Source organism: Nitrospirillum bahiense, from assembly GCF_007828025.1.
In the GTDB taxonomy this organism is placed as follows: domain Bacteria; phylum Pseudomonadota; class Alphaproteobacteria; order Azospirillales; family Azospirillaceae; genus Nitrospirillum; species Nitrospirillum amazonense.
This window is the reverse complement of the sequence record NZ_VITO01000005.1, coordinates 315,746-341,777: the sequence shown is the minus strand read 5'-3', so window position 1 is coordinate 341,777 and position 26,032 is coordinate 315,746. Positions and strand designations below refer to the sequence as shown.

20 protein-coding genes are annotated in these 26,032 nt (G+C 67.1%); 15 read left to right on the top strand and 5 right to left on the bottom strand.

From position 1 onward, the window contains the following. The first annotated feature begins 6 nt into the window (after nucleotides 1–6). Nucleotides 7–1,659: an OFA family MFS transporter gene (locus FBZ88_RS09875; protein ID WP_145616636.1), complete on the top strand. Its 1,653-nt coding sequence runs from the start codon at nucleotides 7–9 to the stop codon at nucleotides 1,657–1,659. 462 nt (nucleotides 1,660–2,121) lie between these two features. Here FBZ88_RS09875 and FBZ88_RS09870 read toward each other — a convergent pair whose 3' ends face one another. Next, on the bottom strand, nucleotides 2,122–2,904 hold the full coding sequence (locus tag FBZ88_RS09870) for a 3-hydroxybutyrate dehydrogenase (protein WP_145616635.1): 783 nt from the start codon (nucleotides 2,902–2,904) through the stop codon (nucleotides 2,122–2,124). Nucleotides 2,905–3,243: 339 nt separating this feature from the next. On the opposite strand from FBZ88_RS09870, the gene FBZ88_RS09865 reads away from it, so the two are divergent. The 3 genes from FBZ88_RS09865 to FBZ88_RS09855 all read left to right on the top strand — a co-directional run bounded on the left by FBZ88_RS09865 (nucleotide 3,244) and on the right by FBZ88_RS09855 (nucleotide 7,826). Further along, entirely contained in the window at nucleotides 3,244–5,061 is a 1,818-nt protein-coding gene (locus FBZ88_RS09865; protein WP_246138593.1) for a GGDEF domain-containing protein, read from the top strand. An 80-nt stretch (nucleotides 5,062–5,141) separates the two neighbouring features. Next, the gene (locus FBZ88_RS09860) at nucleotides 5,142–7,328 is read left to right on the top strand and encodes a putative bifunctional diguanylate cyclase/phosphodiesterase (protein WP_145616634.1); all 2,187 of its coding nucleotides are present in this window, start codon (nucleotides 5,142–5,144) and stop codon (nucleotides 7,326–7,328) included. A gap of 171 nt (nucleotides 7,329–7,499) precedes the next feature. Then, nucleotides 7,500–7,826 (top strand): EthD family reductase, encoded by a 327-nt coding sequence (locus FBZ88_RS09855; protein ID WP_040847536.1) that lies wholly within the window; start codon nucleotides 7,500–7,502, stop codon nucleotides 7,824–7,826. Nucleotides 7,827–7,846: 20 nt separating this feature from the next. Here FBZ88_RS09855 and FBZ88_RS09850 read toward each other — a convergent pair whose 3' ends face one another. Both FBZ88_RS09850 and FBZ88_RS09845 read right to left on the bottom strand, forming a co-directional pair. Further along, nucleotides 7,847–9,880, bottom strand: a complete 2,034-nt coding sequence (locus tag FBZ88_RS09850) for a sensor histidine kinase (protein ID WP_186464307.1) — start codon at nucleotides 9,878–9,880, stop codon at nucleotides 7,847–7,849. A 122-nt stretch (nucleotides 9,881–10,002) separates the two neighbouring features. Further along, nucleotides 10,003–10,749 carry a response regulator transcription factor gene (locus tag FBZ88_RS09845; RefSeq protein ID WP_145616632.1) on the bottom strand — a complete coding sequence of 249 codons (747 nt, stop codon included), beginning with the start codon at nucleotides 10,747–10,749 and terminating at the stop codon, nucleotides 10,003–10,005. Nucleotides 10,750–11,090: 341 nt separating this feature from the next. Between FBZ88_RS09845 and FBZ88_RS09840 the strand changes: the two genes are divergently transcribed. The 4 genes from FBZ88_RS09840 to FBZ88_RS09825 all read left to right on the top strand — a co-directional run bounded on the left by FBZ88_RS09840 (nucleotide 11,091) and on the right by FBZ88_RS09825 (nucleotide 15,106). Next, entirely contained in the window at nucleotides 11,091–11,363 is a 273-nt protein-coding gene (locus tag FBZ88_RS09840; protein WP_145616631.1) for a hypothetical protein, read from the top strand. A 231-nt stretch (nucleotides 11,364–11,594) separates the two neighbouring features. Continuing rightward, nucleotides 11,595–12,461 (top strand): polyprenyl synthetase family protein, encoded by an 867-nt coding sequence (locus tag FBZ88_RS09835; RefSeq protein WP_081486708.1) that lies wholly within the window; start codon nucleotides 11,595–11,597, stop codon nucleotides 12,459–12,461. A gap of 78 nt (nucleotides 12,462–12,539) precedes the next feature. Continuing rightward, entirely contained in the window at nucleotides 12,540–14,450 is a 1,911-nt protein-coding gene (gene dxs / locus FBZ88_RS09830) for a 1-deoxy-D-xylulose-5-phosphate synthase (RefSeq protein ID WP_145616630.1), read from the top strand. Then, complete coding sequence (locus tag FBZ88_RS09825; protein WP_145616629.1) at nucleotides 14,447–15,106, top strand: ABC transporter substrate-binding protein; 660 nt, start codon at nucleotides 14,447–14,449, stop codon at nucleotides 15,104–15,106. Before dxs ends, FBZ88_RS09825 begins: the two co-directional genes overlap by 4 nt. A gap of 303 nt (nucleotides 15,107–15,409) precedes the next feature. Here FBZ88_RS09825 and FBZ88_RS09820 read toward each other — a convergent pair whose 3' ends face one another. Continuing rightward, a complete protein-coding gene (locus FBZ88_RS09820) occupies nucleotides 15,410–16,165 on the bottom strand; it encodes an MlaA family lipoprotein (protein WP_186464306.1) in 756 nt (251 codons plus the stop codon). Between the two features lie 387 nt (nucleotides 16,166–16,552). Between FBZ88_RS09820 and hpnI the strand changes: the two genes are divergently transcribed. From hpnI to FBZ88_RS09785, 7 genes are all read left to right on the top strand, one after another. Next, the gene (gene hpnI / locus FBZ88_RS09815) at nucleotides 16,553–17,779 is read left to right on the top strand and encodes a bacteriohopanetetrol glucosamine biosynthesis glycosyltransferase HpnI (RefSeq protein ID WP_145616627.1); all 1,227 of its coding nucleotides are present in this window, start codon (nucleotides 16,553–16,555) and stop codon (nucleotides 17,777–17,779) included. Beyond that, on the top strand, nucleotides 17,776–19,203 hold the full coding sequence (hpnJ, locus tag FBZ88_RS09810; RefSeq protein WP_004272974.1) for a hopanoid biosynthesis associated radical SAM protein HpnJ: 1,428 nt from the start codon (nucleotides 17,776–17,778) through the stop codon (nucleotides 19,201–19,203). Before hpnI ends, hpnJ begins: the two co-directional genes overlap by 4 nt. A 98-nt stretch (nucleotides 19,204–19,301) precedes the next feature. After that, nucleotides 19,302–20,198 carry a hopanoid biosynthesis-associated protein HpnK gene (gene hpnK / locus FBZ88_RS09805; RefSeq protein ID WP_145616626.1) on the top strand — a complete coding sequence of 299 codons (897 nt, stop codon included), beginning with the start codon at nucleotides 19,302–19,304 and terminating at the stop codon, nucleotides 20,196–20,198. Nucleotides 20,199–20,209: 11 nt separating this feature from the next. Beyond that, nucleotides 20,210–21,169 (top strand): lysylphosphatidylglycerol synthase domain-containing protein, encoded by a 960-nt coding sequence (locus FBZ88_RS09800; RefSeq protein ID WP_145616625.1) that lies wholly within the window; start codon nucleotides 20,210–20,212, stop codon nucleotides 21,167–21,169. Nucleotides 21,170–21,259: 90 nt separating this feature from the next. After that, on the top strand, nucleotides 21,260–22,867 hold the full coding sequence (locus FBZ88_RS09795) for an inorganic phosphate transporter (protein ID WP_145616624.1): 1,608 nt from the start codon (nucleotides 21,260–21,262) through the stop codon (nucleotides 22,865–22,867). A gap of 38 nt (nucleotides 22,868–22,905) precedes the next feature. Continuing rightward, nucleotides 22,906–23,550 carry an HAD family hydrolase gene (locus FBZ88_RS09790; RefSeq protein ID WP_145616623.1) on the top strand — a complete coding sequence of 215 codons (645 nt, stop codon included), beginning with the start codon at nucleotides 22,906–22,908 and terminating at the stop codon, nucleotides 23,548–23,550. A gap of 192 nt (nucleotides 23,551–23,742) precedes the next feature. Beyond that, on the top strand, nucleotides 23,743–25,332 hold the full coding sequence (locus FBZ88_RS09785; RefSeq protein ID WP_246138592.1) for an inorganic phosphate transporter: 1,590 nt from the start codon (nucleotides 23,743–23,745) through the stop codon (nucleotides 25,330–25,332). A 181-nt stretch (nucleotides 25,333–25,513) separates the two neighbouring features. On the opposite strand, the gene FBZ88_RS09780 is transcribed toward FBZ88_RS09785, so the two are convergent. After that, nucleotides 25,514–25,987 (bottom strand): VOC family protein, encoded by a 474-nt coding sequence (locus FBZ88_RS09780; protein WP_145616622.1) that lies wholly within the window; start codon nucleotides 25,985–25,987, stop codon nucleotides 25,514–25,516. Between the last annotated feature and the right edge of the window lie 45 nt (nucleotides 25,988–26,032).

The following is a 26,032-nucleotide window of genomic DNA, read 5'->3' as shown; positions in this document are numbered from 1 at the left end:
ACGTCAATGAGTGTGGCAACTTCGGGCCGCACGGGTGGAAGCTCGTCCGGCTCGATCCTGGATCGCGAAAGGATAGTCGCAAAGGCGGGTTTCAACCGTTGGCTGGTACCGCCGGCGGCGCTTGCCATCCATCTCTGCATCGGTATGGCCTATGGTTTCAGCGTCTTCTGGCTGCCGCTGTCCAAGACCTTGGCCGGTACGGACGAGGCGGCGTGCAAGAGCATCTCTCTAATTGCAGAGCTTACAACCACTACCTGCAATTGGCAGGTCTCCGACCTGACCCTGATGTATACCCTTTTCTTCGTCGTTTTAGGCTCGGCAGCGGCGGTCTGGGGAGGCTGGCTGGAACGGGTGGGTCCCCGGCGCGCAGGTGTCGTCGCTGCCTTCTGCTGGTGTGGCGGCATGGTGGTGTCGGCGGTGGGCATCATGGTCCACCAGCTCTGGTTGCTGTGGCTGGGCGGCATCGTCGGCGGCGTGGGCCTGGGGCTGGGCTACATCTCACCCGTCTCCACCCTCATCAAATGGTTCCCCGACCGGCGTGGCATGGCCACCGGCATGGCCATCATGGGCTTCGGCGGCGGCGCCATGATCGGGTCGCCCCTGGCCAACATCCTGATCAATCAGTTCAAGAGCTCCGATAGCGCGGGCGTGTGGCAGACCTTTCTGGCGATGGCCGCCATCTATTTCGTCTTCATGATGGCCGGCGCTTTCGGCTATCGCGTCCCGCCCGCCGGCTGGCGGCCGGATGGCTGGACGCCGCCGGCGGCGGCGCAGCGGGCCATGATCACCCATGGACATGTTCACCTGGACAACGCGCACAAGACGCCGCAGTTCTGGCTGATCTGGGCGGTGCTGTGCCTGAACGTCAGCGCTGGTATCGGTGTCATCGGCATGGCCTCGCCCATGCTGCAGGAAATCTTCGCCGGCAAGCTGATCGGCTATCCCGAGTTGGGCTTCGACCAGCTGGACCCGGGGCAGAAGACGGCCATCGCCACCATCGGCGCGGCTTTCACCGGCTTGATCTCGCTGTTCAACATCGGTGGCCGCTTCTTCTGGGCCTCCATGTCGGACAAGCTGGGCCGCAAGATGACCTATTGCGTCTTCTTCGTCCTGGGCCTGGTGCTGTACGCGGCGGCGCCCAGCCTAGCTCGCGCCGGCAGCGTAGCGCTGTTTGTGCTGGCCATCGGCGTCATCCTGTCCATGTACGGCGGCGGCTTCGCCACTGTGCCGGCCTATCTCGCCGACATCTTCGGCACCCAGTTTGTGGGCGCCATCCATGGACGTCTGCTAACCGCTTGGTCGGTGGCGGGTGTCGCCGGGCCGTTCGTCGTAACCCGCATCCGCGACGCTGAACTGGCGCTGAAGGTGCCGAAGGATCACGTCTATGACGTCACCTTCTATGTCCTCGCCGTGTTCCTGATCATCGGCCTGCTGTGCAACCTGGCCATCAAGCAGCTGGCGGCCAAATGGTTCATGAGTGATGCGCAGGTGGCGGCCTTGCAGGCCAAGACCGCCAACGCCAACGCTACCGGCGGTTCCTTCGGCATCGGTCGGGGCGGCCTGAACGGCCCGGCCCTGCTGGCCTGGCTGGCGGTGGGCCTGCCCATCCTGTGGGGTGTGTGGACCACCCTGCAGAAGGCGGCGCCGCTGTTCAACTAAGCGTGCGGTTGGGTCCTAACGACAAGGGGCGCGCCTGGATGTCAGGCGCGCCCCAAAATCGTATAAATGTAGATGGGCGTGTCTTAATTCAGGTTGCGGCGAATGGATGGAATTTGGAAATGGGTGGCCATTATTGGGTTTTCCGGGCTTGGTATCTTGGGTCTTGTTCTCATATTCCCAGTGTTCATCGCCTTCGTGATGTCATTTGACGGCGGGAATGGGAATTATCAGGCATGGATAATAAGATTTATCATTATTTCTATTCCATTCTTGTTGATAATTTTCTCGTTGATGTCCTTCACCATATTTGGGCGAAGCCCCTATAAGGCCAAAGCTATCACTGTCATTGCGATCTGGTTTTTTCTGGTATTGGGCTGGCATCTAATTTAATCCCACTGACTGGACAAAAGTTAAGGGCGCCTCCCTGGGGAAGGCGCCCTTTGTCGTGGGGAATGTTCGCACTTACTGCGCCGTCCAGCCGCCATCCATGGGCAGGGGCACGCCGGTCATCTGGGCGGCGGCGTCGGTGCAGAGGAAGGCGGCCAGTTCGCCCAGCTCTTCCGGCGTGGTGAACTTCTTGGACGGCTGCTTTTCCGACAGCAGCTTCAGCTCGGCATCCTTCTCGCTGATGCCGTCCTTGGCCGCCATGTCCTTGATCTGCTTTTCCACCAGCGGCGTCAGCACCCAGCCGGGGCAGATGGCGTTGGCGGTGATGTCGATCTCGGCCGTTTCCAGGGCCGCCACCTTGGTCAGGCCGACGACGCCGTGCTTGGCCGCGACATAGGCCGCCTTGTGCGGGCTGGCCACCAGGCCGTGGGCGGAGGCGATGTTGATCAGCCGGCCCCAGCCCTGCTTCTTCATGTAGGGTAGGGCATAGTGCATGCCCCAGAACACGCCGGACAGGTTGATGGCGATGATGGCGTTCCACTTGTCTTCGGGGAAATCCTCGATGGCCGCCGTGTACTGGATGCCGGCGTTGCTGACCAGCACGTCGATGGACCCGAAGGTCTCCACCGTGGCGTCGATCATCTCCTTGATGGAGGACGGCTTGGAAATGTCGGCGGCGTTATAGGCGGCGCGCACGCCGAACTCGCTTTCCAGGCCGCTGCGGATCTTCTCGATCTCCGCCGCGTCGCCGAAGCCGTTCAGCATGATGTTGGCGCCCTTGGAGGCCAGGACGCGGGCGATGCCCAGGCCGATTCCGCTGGTGGAACCGGTGACGACGGCGGATTTACCCTTCAGCATGACTACCCCTATAAGTTGAGGACGTTCGGTGAATCTCGATTCCGTTGGCAGCGCGCGGCCGACCATGGCGGCCGCCCCGTAAGCCTGGTGTGCCGCCCCTGATATAAGGCCATGTGTGCGCCGCCGAAAGCCCCGCCCACGGCCTAAGCCGTTGTCATAGGCCGATTGCCGCCGGAATCTACAAATCAGGGCATCCGGTTCTGGTGCACCGGCGTCCTGGCATGCCGTGCCCGCGCATCAACGGTTGCCGGGTCATCACATAACTGTCACCGTCTACGGATATTACTGAAGAACACACTCTTTATTGCGGCCGGAAGGTCCGATCCCTCCTTGATCTTGATGCCTGAAGAGCGAGAGACCGGCATCCCCCGGCAGGGAACCCAGGGGCGTCCGGCCGCCGGATCCTCAGCGCCGCCCCCTGCCGCCCTGCCGGCGGGGGAGGGGGGCGCCGTCGCCTTGCCGGCCCGCTGGCGCGACGTTGTGGCGCACCTGCATCCCGTCTTCCAACCCATCGTGCAGATGCGCACGGCCCGCGTGCATGGGCATGAGGCCCTGCTGCGCGGGTGGGAGGCTGCGGGCTTCGCCAGTCTGGCGGCCTTGTTCCAGGCGGCCGCCGACGAGGGCGCGCTGCCGGCCTTGGAAGCGCACATCCAGGCCGCCGCCGTGGCCGCCTTCCTGGCGGCGGGCGGTACGGCCGAGGTGCGCCTGTTCCTGAACATCCATCCCCAGGCCCAGGGCCAGGTACCGCCCCCGCCACAGGGCGAACAGCTGCACCTGGTCTATGAGACGACGGGGACGGGGCCCGTTCCCACCCGTGCCGGCCGTGACGGTGGTGACCGGCGCGGCCGCGTCGACATCGCCTTCGATCGCTTCGGCGTGGGTGTCGCGGATTTCCAGCGCCTGCTGGCCAGCCCGCCCAGCTATGTGAAGATCGATCGCGCCTTCATCAGCGGCGTGGACGGCGACCAGGCCAAGCGCGCCTTGCTGGGCCAGTTGATCGGCAGCGCACACGCCCTGGGCCTGGCCACCATCGCCGTTGGCGTGGAGACCTCGCGCGAATTCTATGTCTGCCGGGATCTGGGCTGCGACCACGCCCAGGGCTTTCTGTTGGGCCGCCCCGGCGGCAGCCTGCTGGCCGAGGCCAGCGAGATCGCCGAGTCCCTGACCCGCAGCGACCGCCGCCGCCCGTCCGACGCGCGCCAGCGCCTGATCGAGCTGATCGAACGCATCGCGCCCCTGCCGCTGGAGGCGCCCAAGGCCAAGCTGCTGGAGTATTTCGGCAACCTGGCCGCCCCGCCGGTGGTGCCGGTGGTGGACCGGGCGGGCGTGCCGCGCGGCCTGATTCGCGAACGCCACCTTAAGCCCTTCGTCTATTCGCGCTACGGCACGGAAATCCTGCGCAACCGTGCCTTCGGCAACACGCTGAAGGACTTCGTCATTCCCTGCCCGGTCTGCGACATCGGGACACCCCTGGAACGCGTGATCGAGCTGTTCGCCGAGGCGGCGGACAGCGACGGCGTCATCATCGTCGAGGGCGGCGAGTATGTCGGCTTCCTCAGCAGTCAGTCGCTGGTGCGCCTGCTGCACGAACACCGCCTGGCCACGGCAGTGGACCAGAACCCGCTGACCCGCCTGCCCGGCAATAACGCCATCACGGCCCAGGTGGAGGCGCTGGTGGCGGATGGCGAGCGGGACCATGTGCTGGTCTACCTGGACTTCGACAACTTCAAGCCGTTCAACGATTATTTCGGCTTCCGCCAGGGTGATCGCGCCATCCTGATGTTCAGTGAGCAGTTGAAGGTCCAGGCGTCCGCCCTCGGCGGTTTCGCCGGTCACATCGGCGGTGACGACTTCTTCCTCTCGTGCAGCGGCCTGACCGCCGATCGCATGCGGGAACGGCTGGTGGCCTTCCTGGGCCGCTTCCGCTCCGACGCCGAAAGCCTTTACGACGTGGAAACCCGGGAACGCGGGTGGTTCGAGGCGAAGGACCGCGAGGGGCGCGTGCGGCGCTACCCCTTGCTGCGGGTCAGCGCCGTCATGGTGCAGCTTGTGGCCGGCGCGGCCCGTCCGGGTCTGGAAACACTTGTGGAACTGATCGCCGTCCATAAAACTGCGGCGAAGGCGGCGCCCGACAACCTGTTCCTGGTGGCAGGATGACGGATGCGGTCGTCAGCCGGCCGGCCCCGGATGTCTTGGGACGCCGGCCGGAACATAAGACATTTGGGGCGCTATTCTCCTTGGTCAGGTACTCTTTCCACCACTCGGCGGGTGATCCGGCCGGCCCCGGCGGGGCTGCGGCGGGCATGGGCGGCGCTCCGACGGACGGCGCCGGCGCCCCTGACGATTCGCTGGCGGGGGTTTCCCCGGGCGGCGCGCCGGCCGATGGCGGGAGTGACAACGACGCCCGTGTGGCCGGCTCCCGTTTCCATTGGTCGTTCTGGTCCTCCCTGTCCTTCAAGGAAGGCGTGCGCGGCGCCTTGGCCGCCCTCTTGATCGGCTTCGCCTTTTCCGCGGTGGAGATCGGCTGGGCCGCCAGCCGTGAGCGTGAAAAGGTCCTGACGATCATCGATGACATCGCCGCCCAGGTCGAGGGCAGCGCCGCCATCGCCGCGTGGAACCTGGATGCCCAGCTGGCCAACCAGGTCATCATGGACAACCTGAAGCTCCACGCCGTGTCCGGCGTGGAAATCCTCCTGAAGGATAACGAGCGGCTGGCCGGCGTGCGGCGCAAGCCGGCGCAGGACGGCTGGCTGACGGGGCCGCTGTCGCGCCTGGTGTTCGGCGACCTGTCCACCATCCGCCGCCCCTTGCGCCAGCCCAACAGCCCCAATGGCGAGGTCATCGGCGAACTGCGCCTGGACCTGGACCCGGTGGTCCTGGCCCGCGACCTGCTGATCCTGGCGGGCACCGGCCTGGTCAGCGGCGTGCTGCGCAACCTGCTGCTGGGCCTGGCGCTGGTGGCGGTGCTGCACCGCTACGTGACCCGGCCGCTGTTCAGCCTGGGCCGGTCCATTTCCCGCATCAATCCCGACCGCCCCATGGAAACGGCCCTGCCGCTGCCGGCGGGGCATGAGCGGGATGAGCTGGGCTACATCGCCGCGCGCACCAATGAGCTGCTGGCCCGCCTGGCCTCCAGCCAGGAGGCGCAGCGCCGCATGGCCACGCGCGACCTGCTGACCGGCCTGCCCAACCGCGTGCTGCTGACGGAGGAACTGGGCCGCTCCCTGCCCAAGGCGGAGCGCGCGGGCTATCACGTCGCCGTCTTCCACCTGGATCTGGACCGGTTCAAGACCGTCAACGAAAGCTATGGCCTGGATGTGGGCGACCGCGTGCTGCGCGAGGTGGGGGCCCGCCTGACCAGCGTGCTGCGCGCCGGTGACAGCGTGGCGCGCCTGGGCGCCGACGAATTCGCCGTGGTGGCCGAGGACATCGCCCAGCCGGAGATGGCGGCCCGCCTGGCGGAACGCATCCTGGACACCCTGGCCGCCCCCTATGCCATCGACGGCCATTCCGTGGCGCTGACCGCCAGCGTGGGCATGGCGCTGTTCCCCGGCGACGGGCGCGATCCCGAGCCGCTGCTGCGCGGCGCCGACGTCGCCATGTGCACGGCCAAGGCGGCCGGCGGGGGGCGCTATCGCTTCTTCGCGCGCGAGATGATGGACCGGGCGGTGGCCCGCCTGCACAACGAGACGGCGTTGCGCCGCGCCATCGAGGAAAACCAGTTCGTCCTCTACTACCAGCCCAAGCTGGAGACGCTGACCCGCAAGCTCAGCGGGGTGGAGGCGCTGCTGCGCTGGCAGAAGCCGGACCGGCTGGTCATGCCGGGCGATTTCATTCCGCTTGCGGAAGAAACCGGATTGATCGTGCCCATCGGCGCCTGGGTGCTGCGCACGGCCTGCGAACAGGCGGCGCGCTGGCTGGCAGCGGGGCACGCCGTACCCGTCTCCGTCAACGTCTCCGCCCGCCAGTTGCAGGAGGCGGGGCTGGTCGACCTGGTGGCGGACTGCCTGGCCAAGTCCTATCTGCCGCCCGAGCTGCTGAACATCGAGATCACCGAGACCAGCATGATGCGCGACCTGGACCACAGCGAGGCGCTGCTGGCGCGCCTGCGCGACCTGGGTGTGGGCATCAGTGTCGACGATTTCGGCACGGGTTATTCGTCGCTGGCCTATCTGCGCCGCCTGCCGGTGACGGCGCTGAAGCTGGACCGCTCCTTCGTGAACGACATCCCCGCCGAAACCGCCATCGCCACGGCGGTGCTGGATCTGTCACGCAGCTTCGGCCTCAAGACCGTGGCCGAGGGCGTGGAGACGGAGGAGCAATGGCACTGGCTGGCCCAGCAGGGCTGCGCCGAGGTCCAGGGCTTCCTGTTCGCCCGTCCCATGCCGGTGGATCTGGTGGAGCGCGACTTCCTGCAGGGCTGAGCCCCGCGCCGAAGACCTGCAGGGCTGAGCCCCGCGCCGAAGACCTGCAGGGCTAAGCCCTGCGCCGAAGAAAGGTGAAGTGGCCATACAACCATAGGACAATACGCCGGCTTCCGCGGCCGGCGTACCTTGGCGCATCCCCATAGCCTGAACCAAAGCCAGGACGACGCCATGATCAAAGTCAGCGTGCTGTACGCCAACGAACCCGGCGCCCGTTTCGACCACGATTATTATCGGGACCGCCACATGCCGCTGGTCCAGGAAAAGCTGGGCGCCGCCTGCCTGTTCTACACGGTGGACAAGGGCCTGACCGGCGCCCCGCCCAGCGAAGCGCCGGCCTATGTCGCCATGTGCCACATCTTTGCCGAGTCCGCCGACAGTTTCTGGGCCGCCTTCGGGCCCGTGGCCGAGGAGATCGTGGCCGACATCGCCAACTACACCACCCTGTCGCCGACCATCCAGGTGAGCGAGGTGGTGGTGGGCGCCGGCCGCGGCTGACCTCCAGCCCTCTCGGCCCCCTATCCCCGGGGCAGCGGGGCGTTCGCCAGTTCCACCACCAGGCAGCAGCCGTCCAGGCGGGTGTGGTCGTAATAGGCGCGCCCGTCGTGCAGTTCCGCGATGCGCCGCACCAGATAGAGGCCGACGCCGATGCCGGGCACGCGCTCGGCCGATGACAGGCGCACGAACTTGCCGAAGATGCGCTCCCGGTCGGCCGGCGGCACGCCGGCGCCGGCATCGATCACCCGCACGGTGCTGCGCGTGGCCGTCTGGGCCAGTTCCACCCGGATGGGCTTGCCGGGCGGGCCGTACTTGGCGGCATTTTCCAGCAGGTTGAGGATGGATGTCTTGAGGAGGGCGGGGTCGCCCTGAATCTCGTTCGGCACCACGCCCTCCAACCGCACCGCCTGCTCGGGGTGCGAGGCGCGCAGGGACCGGACGGCCTCGGCCACCACCTCTTCCAGGATCAGCGATTGGGTTTCCAGGTGCAGGCCGGGCGACCGGTCGGTCTCACGGCGCAGGCCGACTTCGATGATTTCCACCAGGCGGTCCACGGCCCGGCCCATACGCTTCAGCAGGTCATGGCCTTTGGCGCCCTCCGCCAAGGCGGCGGAGCCTTTGATCTGCAGGATGTCGATGCCGGTGCGGATGATGGACACCGGCGTGCGGTATTCGTGCGACACCATGTCGATGAACTGGATCTGCTCGCGCACCGCCTGGCGCTCGGCGGCCAGGGCCTCCTCCAGGCTTTCCTTGGCGGCCGACAGCTCGCGGGTGCGCAGCGCCACCATGTCCAGGGCCCGCTGCTCGGCATGGACGGAGGCCGACAGCGCGGCGGCCTGCGCCTCCTTCCGCTCCTTTTCCGACCGACGCACGCGCGACGCGATGGCGATGTTCATCAGGATCATATGCACCAGCGACGCCGCCTGCGACGCCGCCTCGGTCAGGCTGATCTCAGGGATCACGCCCAGGGTGCGCATGAAGCCCATCAGGGCCGCCATGCAGGCGGAGCCGAAGGCCAAACTGTACATCAAGGCGCCGGGATGCCCCCGCCGCGCCAGCCAGATGGCGCTGCCGATATAGATGAACATATAGGCCGACGTGACCGTGGCCAGCGTGGCGCCGGCCACCGTGTAATAGCCGGCGAAGGTGGCGACGATGCCCAGGGCGCCCAGAACGATGGGGATGCGGTTCAGTAGGCTGATCAGCGGCAGGGTGCGCCGCAGGTTCAGAAACTCCTCCGTCAGCAGGGCGCCGGCCAGGATGCCGCCGCAGACGCTGGTGCCGGTGATGAGGTTGGCCAGCTTGGGCGCGGGCCCGGGAAGGATCTGCGCCAGCGCGCCGAAAGATCCGAACGCCAGTCCGATCAGGCTGATCAGGTACAGGGCGTAGTAGAAGTAAACCCGCTCCTGCAGCCAATAACTATGGATGAGGTTGGAGATCAGCACCGCCACCGCCATGCCCAGCACGAAGCCCAACCAGATGGACTGCATGCTGACGTGGTTCATCAGCGGGATCAGGCGATAGATTTGGCCACTGAGGATGGTGGCGCTGGTGGTGTGGACATGGACATAGATCCAGGCCTGGCCGGCGCCGTCGAAGACCAGCGGCTGGGTGAAGCTGCGGAAGCGCAGCATGCGGTTGGCCGTGGGCTCGCTGTCGCCCTGCACCGTCCGGGCATAGGCCTCGGCCGGCGGCGGCGGCGCATCGACCGCCGTGAAGGCGACGTCGGTTTCCACCATGTCGAGGAAGCTGGGCAGCAGTTCCAGGTACCAGGTATCGTCACTGTCCGGAGGCCGCACGATGCGCATCCTGACCCAAGTGTCGGTCAGGGTGAACCCGCGGTTGAGATTGGCGGCCAGGGGCTGAAAGCGGTGGCTGGCGTCGCCACCCGTCACGTCGGCCAGGGTCAGCGACCCATCAGGGTCGATCAGGAATTCGAGGTGGCCGGCAATGGGAAGCGTCCGCGTTTCGGCCCCCAGGCGCAGCGGCGGCGCCTTCCAGCCGTCGAGGCCAGCTTCGGCCCATGCGGGCGGGGCACACAGCAGCGCCAAGGCGACAATGCACAGCCATAGCCACCCGCCCCGTGGCCATCCCCCCGCTGGCCATCCGCTGGGGCGCCGCCGGGCGGGCGCTACGGGGGATGGGACGGTGGCGGTCATGGTGCGGTGGGGGACTACAGCTGCTTGATGGGGGCGGAGAACAGGTAACCCTTGGCATGGACGGTTTGGATAGGGAAGGCCTCACCCACCGCGGCCTCGATTTTCCGGCGCAGGCGGCTGACCAGGGCGTCCAGGCCCCGGCTGCCTTGCACCGTGTTGGCGTAATCCAGCGTTTCCAGCAGGGCGGTGCGGTCCACCGCCCGGCCCGGATCCTGGGTCAGGGCCACCACCAGGTCGAATTCCTTGGCGGTCAGGCGCACGGCCATGCCGCGCGGCGACAGCACGGACCAGCGCGCATTGTCCAGCACCCAGGGCTCGCTGGAGGATGGGGCCTGCAGGCTGGGAAGATCGTTGACATCCGGCCCGGCGGCCAGGCGGCGCGCCAGGTTGGTGGCGGCGATGGCCAGCTCCCGGCAATCCACCGGCTTCACGAAGTACAGGTCGGCGCCGCTGGTGAAGCCTTTCAGCCTGTCGTCCACCCGCGACCGGGCCGTCAGGATGATCAGGCCCATGTTGGTATTGGCGCGCAGGAAGCTGGCGATGGCGTAGCCATCCTGGTCGGGCAGGCCGATGTCCAGGATGACGATGTCCGCCGGCTCCTTGGCGATCTGCTGGTACAACTCCAGGCCCGAGCCCGCCGTGGTGACCGCCAGGCCTTGGCTGCTCAGGCAGTGGGCCAGTAATTCCCGAAGGTCCACATCGTCTTCCACCAAAACCACACGCGGGGCGACGACTCCAACGCTCGCATCCAGGTCTGCCATAGAAAATCTTTTCTATTAAAAGGTTTTAGCGATGGTTCGGGTACAAATTTTTTGGGCCGTATCCTCAGATCGGCCCTGCCGCTGGAACTATTCTGATGCGCATTCTAATTTTTCATTAATTTTATAGCAATACGATGCGTGCCGCCTCGAATCCTGGCGGGTATGTGCGCCGTCACCTACGGATTTCAGCTCCCGGTGGCATGAAGGGCGTTGCCGCCGACGGCGTGGTTGTTTACGCTCGCCTCTTCACGAAAAAGGTCGCCGGCCTGGACGGGACGGCGCCCAAAGAACCAGTCCGCCGGCCGCGCCGGTGCCAAGGCTGGATCATCGGGGTGTCATCGATGGGTCAGGCGAAGCAATGGACGCTGCTGCGCGCCGCCGAGCAATGCTATCGCGTTGCCGCCAGCGTGCCCTCGGGTCCTGAGCGGGACCTATGGATCCGCCGGGGCGGCATGCTGGAGGCGGACAGCGTGGCCGCCCTGTTGACCGGTCCCTGGCCTGAGCGCTGGCCGGCCCGGACCGTGCCGGATGATCTGCCTTATGATGAGGCCGCCGAGTCTCCTTCGGTTTCGTCTGTGTCGGCCGACACCGCCAAGCCCAGTCTGGTGGAATAATTTCCCGGAACCATCGCCGGCGTGTTCATTCCTGACCAACCTCTTGTTACGTGCGACGCAACGGCGCCCTGCGGTCGCCAGTAATTGACACTGGCAGATGGCTGGCAGAGTGTGCCCAGCTTATACGACGCGTCATCATCTTCGAGGTTTCTTCAAGTGACCGGCCTAGTTTCTTCCGCCGCACCCTCTTCCTCGGGCCGTTACCCCTCGGGTCGTGAATTGCTGGAGGCCATGGGCCTCGCATCGCGCCAGACCGAACAGCGCATGGAAGCGCTGCTGCCCACCCCCGCCCGCTACATCGGCCGGGTGCAGGAAGCCGCCCGCTACGCCGTATTCGCCGGCGGCAAGCGTTTGCGCCCCTTCCTGGTTAAGTCGTCGTCCGCCCTGTTCGGCGTGTCCGAGGACAACTGGCTGCAGGCCGCCGCGGCGGTGGAGATGGTGCACACCTACAGCCTGGTGCATGACGACTTGCCCTGCATGGATGACGACACCCTGCGCCGCGGCAAGCCCACCACCCATGTCCAGTTCGACGAGGCGACGGCCCTGCTGGCCGGTGACGCCCTGCTGACCCTGGCGTTCGAGGTGCTCTCCCAGCCGGCGGCCCATGCCGACGCGGGCGTGCGTTGCGCCCTGATCGCCAAGCTGGCCCAGGCCGGCGGAACGCTGGGCATGATCGGCGGCCAGATGATGGATATGGAAGCGCCGAATTCCGACTTCGGCTACGACGAAATCCTGACGCTGCAAAAGCTCAAGACCGGCGCCTTGTTCGAATTCTGCTGCGAGGCCGGCCCCATCCTGGGCGGCGCCAGCGAAGCGGAACGCGCCCTGCTGCGTGACTACGCCGCGGATTTCGGCCTTGTCTTCCAGATCTCCGACGATCTTATTGACGCCACCGGCGACGCCGGCAAGGCGGGCAAGACCGTCGGCAAGGATGAGGCGCAGGGCAAGGCGACCCTCATCTCCTTGCTGGGCCTGGACGCCGCCCGTGCCAAGGTGGTGGAACTGGCCGAGCAAGCGGCGGCCCGTCTGGATGGTTTCGGTCCGGCGGCGGATTCGTTGCGCGGCCTGCCCTTCATGCTTATCGACCGAGAGTCGTGATTTATCACGATCTGTGCAAAAGTGTTTGTCTGTCACCGGCCCGTAAGAGGTCGGTTAGAATTATTTGGGAGCCGATGAATGGCGACGAAGACCCCGTTGTTGGACCAGTGTCCGACGCCTGAGCGCCTGCGCGCGCTGCGCCCTGAGCAGCTGCGGCAGGTTGCGGACGAGCTGCGGTCCGAGACCATCGACGCGGTGTCGGTGACGGGCGGGCACCTGGGTGCGGGCCTGGGCGTGGTGGAACTGACGGTGGCGCTGCATTACGTGTTCGACACGCCGGCGGACCGCATCATCTGGGACGTGGGGCACCAGGCCTATCCGCACAAGATCCTGACGGGGCGGCGCGACCGCATCCGCACCCTGCGCCAGGGTGGCGGGCTGTCGGGCTTCACCCGGCGGTCGGAGAGCGAGTACGACCCGTTCGGTGCGGCGCACAGCTCCACCTCCATTTCGGCCGGGCTGGGCATGGCGGTGGCGCGCGACCTGGCGGGCGGGAACAACCACGTCATCGCCGTGATCGGCGACGGGTCGATCTCGGCCGGCATGGCGTATGAGGCCATGAACAACGCCGGGGCCCTGGGCTCGCGCCTGGTGGTGATCCTGAACGACAACGACATGTCGATCGCGCCGCCGGTGGGTGCGGTGTCGGGCTACCTGGCCAAGCTGGTCAGCAGCAGCCAGTACCGCCACCTGCGGGACATCGGGCGCCAGGTGGCGGAACACCTGCCTCGTCCGCTGCAGAACGCGGCGCGGCGGGTGGAGGAATACGCCCGGGGCATGGTCATGGGCGGGACGCTGTTCGAGGAGCTGGGCTTCTACTACGTCGGGCCCATCGACGGGCACGACCTGGACCAGCTGGTGCCCATCCTGGAGAACATCCGGGATGAGCCGAACGGCCGCCCGGTGCTGATCCACGCGGTGACGCAGAAGGGCAAGGGCTACGCCCCGGCGGAGGCCTCGGCCGACAAGCTGCACGCGGTGGGCCGGTTCGACGTGGTGACGGGCGCCCAGGCCAAGGCCAAGGCGAACGCGCCGACCTACACCCGTGTCTTCGCCGACGCCCTGATGAAGGAGGCCAAGGCCGACGACAAGGTGGTGGCGATCACGGCGGCGATGCCGTCGGGCACGGGGCTGGACCTGTTCGGCCAGGCCTTCCCCACGCGCACCTTCGACGTGGGCATCGCGGAGCAGCACGCGGTGACGTTCGCGGCCGGTATGGCGACGGAGGGGTACAAGCCCTTCGTGGCCATCTACTCGACCTTCCTGCAGCGCGGGTACGACCAGCTGGTGCACGACGTGTCGATCCAGAACCTGCCCGTGCGCTTCGCCATGGACCGGGCGGGCCTGGTGGGGGCGGACGGGGCGACGCACGCCGGGGCCTTCGACCTGGCCTATCTGTGCTGCCTGCCCAACATGGTGGTGATGGCGGCGGCGGACGAGGCGGAGCTGGTGCACATGGTGGCGACCAGCGTTGCCTATGACGCGGGCCCCATCGCGCTGCGCTATCCGCGCGGCGAGGGCGTGGGCGTGGAGATGCCGGAGAAGGGCGAGGTTCTGCCCATCGGCAAGGGCCGGATTGTCCGCGAGGGCAACACGGTGGCCATCCTGAGCTTGGGCACGCGCCTGGGCGAGGCGTGCAAGGCGGCCGAGGATCTGGCGGCGCGGGGCCTGTCGACGACGGTGGCGGACGCACGCTTCGCCAAGCCGATCGACCGGGAACTGGTGCGCCGGTTGGCGGTTGAGCACGAGGTGCTGGTGACCATCGAGGAAGGCTCGGTGGGCGGCTTCGGCGCCCAGGTCATGCAGTTCCTGGCGGAGGAAGGGCTGTTCGACAGCGGCCTGAAGTTCCGTCCCATGGTGCTGCCTGACCGCTATCAGGAACACGACAACCCGGCCAAGCAGTATGACGAGGCCGGCCTCAACGCCAACGGCATCATCGACACCGTGCTCAAGGCGCTGGGGGCCAACGCTCAGGTGAGGACCGCATGACGACCAAGGTCACCGCGTTCAAGGGTAAAGCCATCGCCGCGGCCTTCGTGGCCCTGGCCATGACCGGCACGACGCTGCCGGCCCTGGCCCAGCAGGCCCCCGCCACGGCGGAAGCCGCCGATCCGGCGGTGGGCAAGGTCAAGGGCTTCTACGACACGCTGCTGAGCTGCATGAAGCAGGCGAAGCAGCTGGGCGTGAAAGGCCGTGCGGAAAAGCTGGACCCGGTGATCAAGTCGACGTTCGACCTGGCGACCATGACCCGCCTGGCCGTCGGCCCGGCGTGGGAGAAGTTCACGCCGGACCAGCAGACGGGTGCCATCGACGCCTTCACCAAGGTGACGGTGGCCACCTACGCCAACCAGTTCGATGGCTTCAATGGCGAGGTCTTCGACGTCGATCCCACGCCCAAGGCGCGCGGAGCCGACAAGATCGTCGAAACCAAGTTGACCCCCAACGGCCAGCCGCCGGTGCCGCTGAACTACCTGATGCGTGGCCAGGGTGACCAGACGCGCATCGTCGATGTTTATCTCAATGGCACCATCAGCCAGCTGGCCACCCGGCGCTCGGAGTTTTCGGCCGCCATCCAGCAGGGTGGTGCCGACGCCCTGATCCAGGGCCTGCAGCAGCAGGCGGAAAAACTGCTGGCCGGCGCCTGAGCCTCTCACGCTGCCGTTAAGAATCAGGCCCGGTCTTTCCGCAGGGAAGGGCCGGGCCTCTTTCTTGTGTATTCGCGAGATTTGATCTGCCGGGCGCTCATGCCGCACGGACGCGACCGCGTCCGCCGGATGCCGAGCACCGCAGGGCGCGAGCCGAAGTAGCCAATGGGCCGGATGGCCCTGCCGGCGCCTGAGGCACGATTGAATTAGGACGCGACCGCGTTCGCCGGATGCCGAGCACCGCAGGGCGCGAGCCGAGGTAGCCAATGGGCCAGATGGCCCCGCCGGCGCCTGAGGAACCGCTTAAGGAATCGCCGGCATGTTGTTGGTGGTCACGCCAATGGCCTCATCCAACGCGGCCTGGCGGTTCTGCAGCCACACGCTGCGCAGCAGGGCGTAGAAGTCGATGGTGCCCTTGCGCAACTCGTCCAGGGTTTCCAGGTTGCGGGCCTTGTCCAGGCCACCCACCACGCCGATGGCATAGTTGGCGTCGCCGCCGTCGGCGTGGTCGAACACACGGCCGGTGGGGTCGGCCCACAACTCGACGCCCAGGCCTACGCCATCACGCACGGTGGACGGTCCGAACAGGGGCAACACGAAATACGGACTCTGCCGCATGCCCCAGGCATAGAGGGTCTGGCCGACGTCGCCCGTCTGGCGCGTCAGTCCCATGTCCGTCGCCACGTCGTACATGCCCGCCAGGCCGATGGTGCTGTTGAAGACGAATCGCCAGAAGGTGGTGAAGGCCGCCTTGATGCGCGCCTGGGCCAGATCGTTGCCGAAGATCAGCGGCTCGCCCAGGTTCTCGATCCCGTGGCGCAGGCGCAACTGCACATACTCCGGCACCGCCCAGCGATAGGCCTGGGCCGCCGGGCCGATGGCGTTGTCGTTCAGCCACATGTTGGCGTCGAAGGTGACCCGGTTCACGTTCTCCATCGGATCCCAAGGCTCCACCACGCCCAGCTCGTCACGGCCGCCGTTGGGCGGCGCGGCGCAGCCGGCGAGCATGAAGCCCGTCAGGAGGCAGGCGGCCAGGGCCGCGCGGGACTGTCTGATCATGCTGGCCATACTTTCCTGCGGGATGCGGAACCGGGGACCGCGCCGCCTGCCCGGTGGGGCCACGACGCCAGGGTGCGACACTTTGGATAACAAATGATGGTGTCGACCACCATGATTGGAAATGCACTCCCGAAGTGTAATATCGGAGCGTGCAGCGCAATATGCCGGTCGATGGATGACCGGCAAAGGCAATAACGCGTGTGACGGGGCGGGCTATGTCCGCCGTCACAGGATGCGCGTTCGCGTTCGGTGTATCGCAATGCAGCGCTGATCCGCACCACGATGACGTCCGCTGGTGTGTGCGGCGCGCTTACGTTAAGACCACGGGCACAGAGACATCATCGGACCGGGTCGCCGGGCCGCTTCTATTTGAGAGTTCCGCGCGGAATGCCGTTCTCGTCCACCGACGCCTTGGGCACCCTGCTGACTGACGCCCTGGGCTGGGGATTCGGGGCGATGTCCGTGGTCGGTATGCTCTACACCCTGGCGGCGGCGGACAGTGCCCGGCGCTTCTTCGCGCCGCGTGGGGGTGGGAAGGGCGAGGGCGGGGAAAGACCAGGCGGGCCCGCGCCGGCGGTGACGGTGCTGCGGCCCCTGCACGGGGCGGAGCCGGGGCTGGCGGCCCGCCTGCGGGCGCTGACCACCCAGGAATACGCGGGGCCGGTGCAGGTGGTGTGCGGCGTCCAGGCCCATGACGACCCCGCCATCGCCATCGTGAAGGACCTGATCGCCGAGCTTGAGGCGGCAGGCAGCCCGGTGCGCCTGGATCTGGTGGTCGATACCACCCGCCACGGCGCCAATGCCAAGATTTCCAACGTCATCAACCTGATGGCGATCGCCCGGCATGAGGTGTTGGTGCTGGCCGACAGCGATATCGCCGTGGGTCCCGATTACCTGGCGCGGGTGGTGGACGCCTTGTCGCGTCCGGGCGTTGGGCTGGTCACCTGTCTATACCGGGGCGATCCGGTGGATGCCGGCTCCTTCTGGCAGGACCAGGCGGCCCGCGCCGTGGACCATCATTTCCTGCCCAATGTGCTGGTCGGGCTGCGCCTCGGGCTGGCCAAGCCTTGTTTCGGCTCCACCATCGCCCTGACGGATGAGACGCTGGGGCGCATCGGCGGCTTCGCCGCGTTCCGCGACATCCTGGCGGACGACCATGCCATGGGCATGGCGGTGCGCGCGCTGGGGCTGGCCGTGGCGGTGCCGCCCTTCGTGGTGGGGCACCTGGCGCCCGAGTCCAGTCTGGGCGCGGTGCTGACTCATGAGTTGCGCTGGGCCCGCACCATCCGGGGCCTGGACCCCGGGGGCTACGCCGGCTCCATCGTCACCCACTCGGTGCCCCTGGCGCTCATCGGTGCAATTTTCGCGGGCTGGCATGCGTGGTCCCTGCTGCTGCTGGGGCTTGCGGTCGCCGCCCGTCTCGTGCTTCAGGTGACGATTGATGCACGGATCACACGGTCCCGGCCGCGATGGCCTGGATTGATTAGAGACGTCTTGTCATTTTTGGTGTTCGTTGCCAGCTTTGGCATTCGACGTGTGAGTTGGCGCGGACAGCGCTTTTCGGTCAAATCCGACGGCACAATGGTGCCGGTCGGCGAAAATGGTGGGTCATGATGCGGACGCTATTTCTTCAGGCGCCTTCTTTCGATGGTTTTGACGGCGGCGCCGGTTCGCGCTACCAGGCGCGCCGCGAGATCAAGTCTTTCTGGTATCCGACGTGGCTGGCCCAGCCGGCGGCGCTGATCGAGAACAGCAAGCTGATCGACGCCCCGCCGCACAAGACCAAGCTGTCCGAAATCACGTCGCAGATCAAAGACTTCGACATGGTGGTGCTGCACACCTCCACCCCGTCGTTCAAGTCGGACGTGGCGACGATCGAGGCGCTGAAGGCCGTCAACCCCAACCTGAAGGCCGGCCTGATCGGCGCCAAGGTGGCGGTCGAGGCGGACAAGAGCCTGGCCCAGGCCCCCATCGTCGACTTCGTCGCCCGCAACGAATTCGACTTCACCATCAAGGACGTGGCCGACGGCAAGAAGTGGTCGGACATCAAGGGCCTGTCCTTCCGCAATTCCGAGGGCGTGATCGTCCATAACGAGGACCGCGAGATCCTCGAAAACATGGATAGCCTGCCCTGGGTGACCCCGGTCTATAAGCGCGACCTGGAAATCGAGAAGTACTTCATCGGTTACCTGAAGGCGCCTTACCTCAGCATCTACACCGGCCGCGGCTGCAAGTCGCGCTGCACCTTCTGCCTGTGGCCCCAGACCGTGGGCGGCCATCGCTACCGTACCCGCAGTGTCGGCCACGTGGTGGAGGAGATGGCGTGGGCGCAGAAGAACTTCCCCCAGGTGAAGGAATTCTTCTTCGACGATGACACCTTCACGGACAACCTGCCGCGCGCCGAGGCCATCGCCAAGGAACTGGGCAAGCTGGGCATCACCTGGTCGTGCAACGCCAAGGCCAACGTGCCGCGCGAGACGCTGAAGGTGCTGCGCGACAACGGCCTGCGCCTGCTGCTGGTCGGCTACGAGTCCGGCAACCAGCAGATCCTGCACAACATCAAGAAGGGCATGCGCGTCGAGGTGGCTGAGAAGTTCACCAAGGACTGCCATGAGCTGGGCATCCAGATCCACGGCACCTTCATCCTGGGCCTGCCCGGTGAGACGAAGGAAACCATCCAGGAAACCATCAAGTGGGCGGCGAAGATCAACCCGCACACCATCCAGGTTTCGCTGGCCGCCCCGTACCCCGGCACCTTCCTGTACCAGCAGGCCATCGAGAATGGCTGGCTGGACGACGCGAACGCCGAGCTGGTGGACGAGCACGGCGTGCAGATCGCCCCGCTGCATTACGACCACCTGAGCCACTCCGAAATCTTCGGCTCGGTCGAGACCTTCTACAAGAAGTTCTACTTCCGCAGCGGCAAGATCGCCTCCATCGTCGGCGAGATGGTTCGTGACAAGGATATGATGAAGCGCCGCCTGCGCGAGGGCGTGGAGTTCTGGCAGTTCCTGCGTGAACGTCGCAACGCCGCCTAACGCCGGCCCTTAAGCGCCGGGCGCCGGCATCGACCCCGCCGACCATTGCCGGGGATCGATGCGGCGCCCACTACCTCGGGTTCAGGACACACCTTCTCATGTCCGTATCCACGCCGGGCGCCGCCGCGACCCCCAGCAATGGGGGATCGGGGCGGCGCCTGATCGTTACGGCGGATGACTTCGGCCTGTCGGCCGCCGTCAACGCCGCGGTCATCGACGCCCACCTCAATGGCATCCTGACCGCCGCCAGCCTGATGGTGGCGGGGGCCGCCGCCGACGCGGCGGTGGCGCTGGCCCATGCCCAGCCCAGCCTGGCGGTGGGCCTGCATGTCGTGCTGGTGGACGGCAAGCCCTTCTTGCCGCCTGAGCGGATTCCCGACCTGGTGGGGCCCGACGGCCTGTTCCGCAACGACCTGGCCAAGGTCGGGGCGTCCATCTTCTTTCGCCCCAAGGTCGCCGCCCAGGTCGCGGCCGAGGTGGAGGCGCAGTTCCAGGCCTTCCGCGCCACCGGACTGAAGCTGGACCACGTCAACGCCCATAAGCACTATCATCTGCACCCCACCGTGGGCCGCATCCTGCTGGATGCCGCGCGACGCCACGGGGCGCGTGCCATGCGCGTGCCGGTGGAACCGGCCGATGTCATCCGTGCCGTGACGCCCCAGGCCGACCTGGGCCTGCACCGCGTCACCGGCCTCTGGGCCAAGCTGCTGCGGGCCAAAGTGCGCCGTGCCGGCCTAGCCGCCCCCGACCAGGTGCTGGGCCTGGCCTGGACCGGTGCCGTCACGGCGGAGAAGCTGCGCGGCGCCTTGGCCCGCCTGCCGCCTGGCATCACGGAAATCTACCTGCACCCCGCCGTCAGCGACGACGTGCCGGGCGGCGCGCCCGGCTACCGCTACCGCGATGAGCTGGCCGCCTTGCTGGATCCCGAGGTCAACGCCTTGGCCGCCGCCTTTCCCCGCGGCGGCTTCCGCGATCTGCCCATCACCCTGGAATAGGCCCCCACCCGATGGAAAAGGCAGCCCGCCTGTTCGCCCTGCTGGGGCTGGTCCTGGCCGTGGTGCTGGTCGCCCGCGAGGACACCAGCGCCCTGTGGGCCCTGCTGAAGACCGCCGGCGTGGGCCTGGTGGCGGCGGGCCTGTTCCATGCCGTGCCCATGGTGGCCAACGCCCGGGCCTGGCAGGTGCTGCTGCCCGGGGCCACGCGCCCCTCGCTGGGCGCCATGGCCCGCAATGTCTGGATCCGCGAGTCGGTCAACGGCCTGCTGCCCGTGGCGCGCATCGGGGGGGAGATCGTGTCCTTCCGCATCCTACGCCTGGATGGGGTGCGTGTCGCACCCGCCGCCGCCAGCCTGGTGGTGGACATGGCCATTTCCATCCTCAGCCAGCTGGGCTTCTCCCTGCTGGCGGTGGGCCTGCTGGTGGCGCTGAAGGGCCCCGTGGGCATCGCCGGCCAGGTGACGCTGGGGCTTTTGGCCATGGTGCCGCTGGTGGCGCTGTTCATCCTGGTGCAGCGCGCCGGCCTGTTCGCCAAGGTCACCGGCCTGTTGGACAAGGCGGCGTCCGGCCGCCTGGCCGGCATCATGGCGCACAGCGCCCGCATCGATCGCGCGTCCAAGGCCATGTACCGCCGCACCGGCGCTATCACCGGCTGCTTCCTGTGGCAGCTGCTGGGCTGGGCCCTGGGGTCGGGTGAGATCTGGCTGGCGCTGTGGGCCCTGGGCCATCCGATGGGCCTGGTCGAGGCGCTGGTGATCGAGGGCCTGATCCAGGCCGTCAGCAGTGCGGCCTTCGTCGTGCCCGGCGCCCTGGGGGTGCAGGAGGGCGCCTTCCTGCTGCTGGGTGGCGCGCTGGGCCTGGACGCGCCCGCCGCGCTGGCCCTGGCGGCCGCCCGCCGCCTGCGCGACCTGGTGGTCTTCCTGCCGGGCCTGGTCGCCTGGACCACCATCCGCAAGGTCAAGGCGGCGTGATGATCACGATCAAGGCCACGCGCCCCGTCTTAAGCCATCTTCCGGCGCCGTTGTGCGCTGCCAACGGCTAACGCACCGGAGCCTGAATCCATGGCGCACCTTGAGGTCCTTCAGCCGTCACTGGACGAATCCCCCCTGACGCCCCTGCCCGCCGTATCCGGCGGGCTGGCGTCACGGCTGGGGACGGTGGCGCTGCTGGCGGTGCTGGCCCTGGGTTTGGGCTATGTGGTGGTCAATGTGGCGGCCGACCTGCGCGGGATGGGCACGGCGTCCGCCCTGCCTTTCGTGCTGCTGGGCGTGGCGCTGCTGATCGCCTTGGGCTTCGAATTCGTGAATGGTTTCCACGATACGGCCAACGCCGTGGCCACGGTGATCTACACCCATTCCCTGCCGGCGCACGCCGCCGTGGTGCTGTCGGGCCTGTGCAACTTCGCCGGTGTGCTGCTGTCCACCGGGGCCGTGGCCTATGGCATCGTGTCCCTGCTGCCGGTGGAGCTGATCCTGCGGGTGGGCAGCGAGGCCGGCTTCGCCATGGTCTTCGCCCTGCTGATTTCCGCTGTACTGTGGAACCTGGGCACCTGGGCCCTTGGCTTGCCGTCCTCCAGCTCCCACACCCTGATCGGGTCCATCATCGGCGTCGGCCTCATGAACCAGCTGATGGCCGCCCCCGGTGCCGCGGCCAGCGGCGTGGACTGGGGCCAGGCCCTGAAGATCATTCAGACGCTGCTGATCTCCCCCATCGTGGGCTTCGTCTGCGCCGCGGGGCTGCTGATGCTGATGCGGGGCCTGATCAAGGACAAGGCGCTGTTCCAGGCGCCCAAGGGCCGGAAGCCGCCGCCCGCCTGGATACGCGCCCTACTGGTCCTCACCTGCTCCGGCGTCAGTTTCGCCCATGGTTCCAATGACGGGCAGAAGGGCATGGGCCTGATCATGCTGATTCTGATCGGCACCATGCCGGCCGCCTATGGCCTGAACCGGGGCATCACCGCCGCGGACACGGCCGCCTATGTCGCCACCTTCGACCGGGCCAGCGATGTGCTGGGCCGTCATGCCCAGCGTGTGCCGGCTGACCCCCGCGCGGTGGTGGAGGATTACGTGCGCAGCGGCACCATGACCAGCGCCACCCTGGGCGGGCTGCATGAATTGACGGCCAGCATCGCCGACCAGCTGCGCTTCTCCGGCGCCTTGTCCGGCGTGGCGCAGGGCCAGATGCGCAACGACATGTACCTGTCGGCCGAAGCGCTGCGTCGCCTGCAGAAGCAGGGCTTCCCCCTGCTTGACGATGACGACCGCGCGGTGATGAAGGAATTGCTGGGCCGTTACGATCACGCCACCCGCTATATCCCCACCTGGGTGAAGGTGGGTGTGGCCATCGCCCTGGGGCTGGGCACCATGGTGGGCTGGAAGCGCACCGTGGTGACCGTGGGTGAGAAGATCGGCAAGGAGCATCTGACCTACGGCCAGGGCGCCTCCGCCCAGTTGGTGGCCATGGGCACCATCGGTGCCGCCGACGTCTTCGGCTTGCCGGTCAGCACCACCCACGTGCTGTCGTCCGGCGTGGCCGGCACCATGGCGGCCAATGGCTCCGGCCTGCAATGGTCCACGGTGCGCAACATGGCCACGGCCTGGGTGCTGACCCTGCCGGCCTCCATCGTCCTGGCCGGCGGCCTGTTCTGGCTGTTCCGCCACCTGTTCTGACCCGGTTCGCCGCCGCGCCGGCAGGGGAGCGTCGCCGTATGATCCGGACCATCATCTTCGACCTGGATAACTGCCTGGCCCCGGCCGATGGGATCGGCGTGGCGCTCATGCGGCCGGTGTTCGACGCCATCACGGCGGCCAATGGCGGCACCCTGGCCCCGGACGCCCTGGATGCCGCCTTCGCCGACATCTGGCGCCATCCCCTGGATTGGGTCAGCCGGACGCACGGCTTCAGCCCCGCCATGCACCAGGCCGCCTGGACGGCGACGGCGGGGCTGGAGGTGACGGGCGCCATGGCCGACTATGGCGATCTGCCCTTGCTGGCCGGGCTGGGTCTGCCGCTTTACCTCGTCACGTCCGGCTTTCGCCGCTTGCAGCAGAGCAAGGTGCGGGCGCTGGGCCTCGCCCCTCATATGAAGGGCATCCACATCGACGCCATCGACGAGGCGGGGCACCCCGGCAAGGCCGCGCTGTTCCGGATGCTGCTGGATCAGTCCGGCGTGCCGGCGGCCCAGGCCCTGGTGGTGGGCGACAATCCGGAGTCGGAAATCGCCGCCGGCAACAGCCTGGGCATGCCCACGGTCCAGAGTCTCCGTCCCGGCGTCGTTTGGGATGGCCGGGCGCGCTTTCATATTCGCGATTTGCGCGATCTCCGTCGCCTTTTGGACGCGCAAAGCGATTAAAGGATTTTTATGGGCGTGGCAAGGTAAGGCCTTGATCCAGCGCCTGTTTGGCGCGTCCTGCCAGCAGACCCACATCTTTATGGTTAAGGCAAATCGGCCATTTATTAACCAAATGGTGGGGGCTGCGACATAAAGTTGTCATGACTCGCGCCGTAGGGTGCCGGACCTGCTTTTTCAAGAAGGACTGGCGCCATGGCGCATACGGAAGCCGTGCATTCCCCCGTCGCAACCTCCGGCGGCCCGGCCGCGCGCTATGGGACCCTGTTGTTCCTGGCCCTGATGGCCGTGGGCCTGGGCTACATGGCGGTCAACCTGATCAGCGACCTCAGCGGGGTTGACACCCGCTCCGTCCTGCCCTTCGTGCTGCTGGGGGTGGCGCTGCTGATCGCCTTGGGCTTCGAATTCGTGAACGGCTTCCACGACACGGCCAACGCCGTGGCCACGGTGATCTACACCCACTCCCTGCCCGCCAACGTGGCGGTGGTGTGGTCAGGCCTGTGCAACTTCGCCGGCGTGCTGTTCTCCACCGGCGCCGTCGCCTTCGGCATCGTCTCGCTGCTGCCGGTCGAACTGATCCTGCAGGTGGGCAGCGACGCCGGCTTCGCCATGGTGTTCTCGCTGCTGATTGCGGCCATCATCTGGAACCTGGGCACCTGGTATCTGGGCCTGCCGTCCTCCAGCTCCCACACCCTGATCGGGTCCATCATCGGCGTCGGCCTGATGAACCAATTGATGGCCACCTCCGGCACCGCCACAAGCGGCGTCGACTGGGGCCAGGCCACCAAGATCGGCTGGTCGCTGATCCTGTCGCCGCTGGTGGGCTTCCTCTGCTCCGCCGCCCTGCTGGTCATCATGCGCACGCTGATCAAGGACAAGAAGCTGTTCACAGCGCCCGAGGGCAACAAGGCCCCGCCGTCCTGGATCCGCGGCCTGCTGGTGCTGACCTGCTCCGGCGTCAGCTTCGCCCACGGCTCCAACGACGGGCAGAAGGGCATGGGCCTGATCATGCTGATCCTGATCGGCACGGTGCCCACCGCCTACGCCCTGAACCGCGCCGTCACCATCCACGACACGCCGGCCTACATCGCCACCTTCGACCGCGCCAGCGAGGTGCTGGGCCACTATGTCAAGGAAACCCCGGCTGATCCCCGCGCCGCGGTTGAGGACTTCGTCCGCACCCACAAGGCGAATGACGGCACCATGGGCGGCATCCACGACCTGACGGCCAGCATCGCCGACCAGATCCGCGCCTATGGCTCGGTGGATCAGGTGCCGCAGGAAAAGGTGCGCAACGTCCGCAACGACATCTATCTGTCGGCCGAGGCCCTGCGCATCATCCAGAAGTCGGGTGCGCCCGCCATCGACGCCGCCGACCAGCCGGTGCTGAAGGAGCTGCTGGGCCGCTACGACCACGCCACCCGTTTCATCCCCACCTGGGTGAAGGTGGGCGTGGCCATCGCGCTCGGCCTGGGCACGATGGTGGGCTGGAAGCGCATCGTGGTGACGGTGGGTGAGAAGATCGGCAAGGAACACCTGACCTACGGCCAGGGCGCCTCGGCCGAGCTGGTGGCCATGGCCACCATCGGCGCCGCCGACGCCTTCGGCTTGCCCGTCAGCACCACCCACGTGCTGTCGTCCGGCGTGGCCGGCACCATGGCGGCCAATGGCTCCGGCCTGCAATGGTCCACGGTGCGGAACATGGCCATGGCCTGGGTGCTGACGCTGCCGGCCTCCATCGTCCTGGCCGGCAGCCTGTTCTGGCTGTTCCGCCACCTGTTCTGAGGGAGCCCGCATCCGCGTCCGCGTCCTCGATTTCCAGTTCGCCTTCGGCTTCCCGGAAATCTTCGGCGCCCGCGGTCGCGGGCTACAGCGGCACGAAACGCACTTTCGGGCCGCTGCTATAGAGACGACCCAGCCACCAGGCGCCGGGGCGGTCCACCAGGGCCGCCCCTTCGCTTTTGGCTCAGCCCTCGACCGCCTGGCGCAGGGCGCCGATGTCCAGCTTGATCATCTGCTGCATGGCGGCCATGGCGCGGGCCGCCGTCACCGGGTCGGGGCTGGTGACCAGCTCGATGAAACCGGACGGCACAACCTGCCAGGTGACGCCGAACTTGTCCGTCAGCCAGCCGCAGGCGTGGGTTTTGCCGCCGTCGGCGGTCAGCGCCTCCCAATAGCGGTCGACCTCCGCCTGATCGGCGCAGTCGATGACGAAAGAGATGGCCTCGTTGATTTTCCAGTGGGGGCCGCCGTTCAGGGCGATGAAGGGCTTGCCGTCCAGCTCGAACGCCACGGTCATGACCAGGCCGGCGGGGCGGGGGCCCGCCTCGCCGTAATGGCTGATGGTGGTGATGCGCGAATTGGGGAAGACGCTGACGTAGAAGCGGGCGGCGTCTTCCGCCTGGGTGTCGAACCACAGGAAGGGGCGGATGTTGGGCATGTCCTCGTCCTTTTTCTGGAGAAAGGCGCGAACCGACTATGCGCC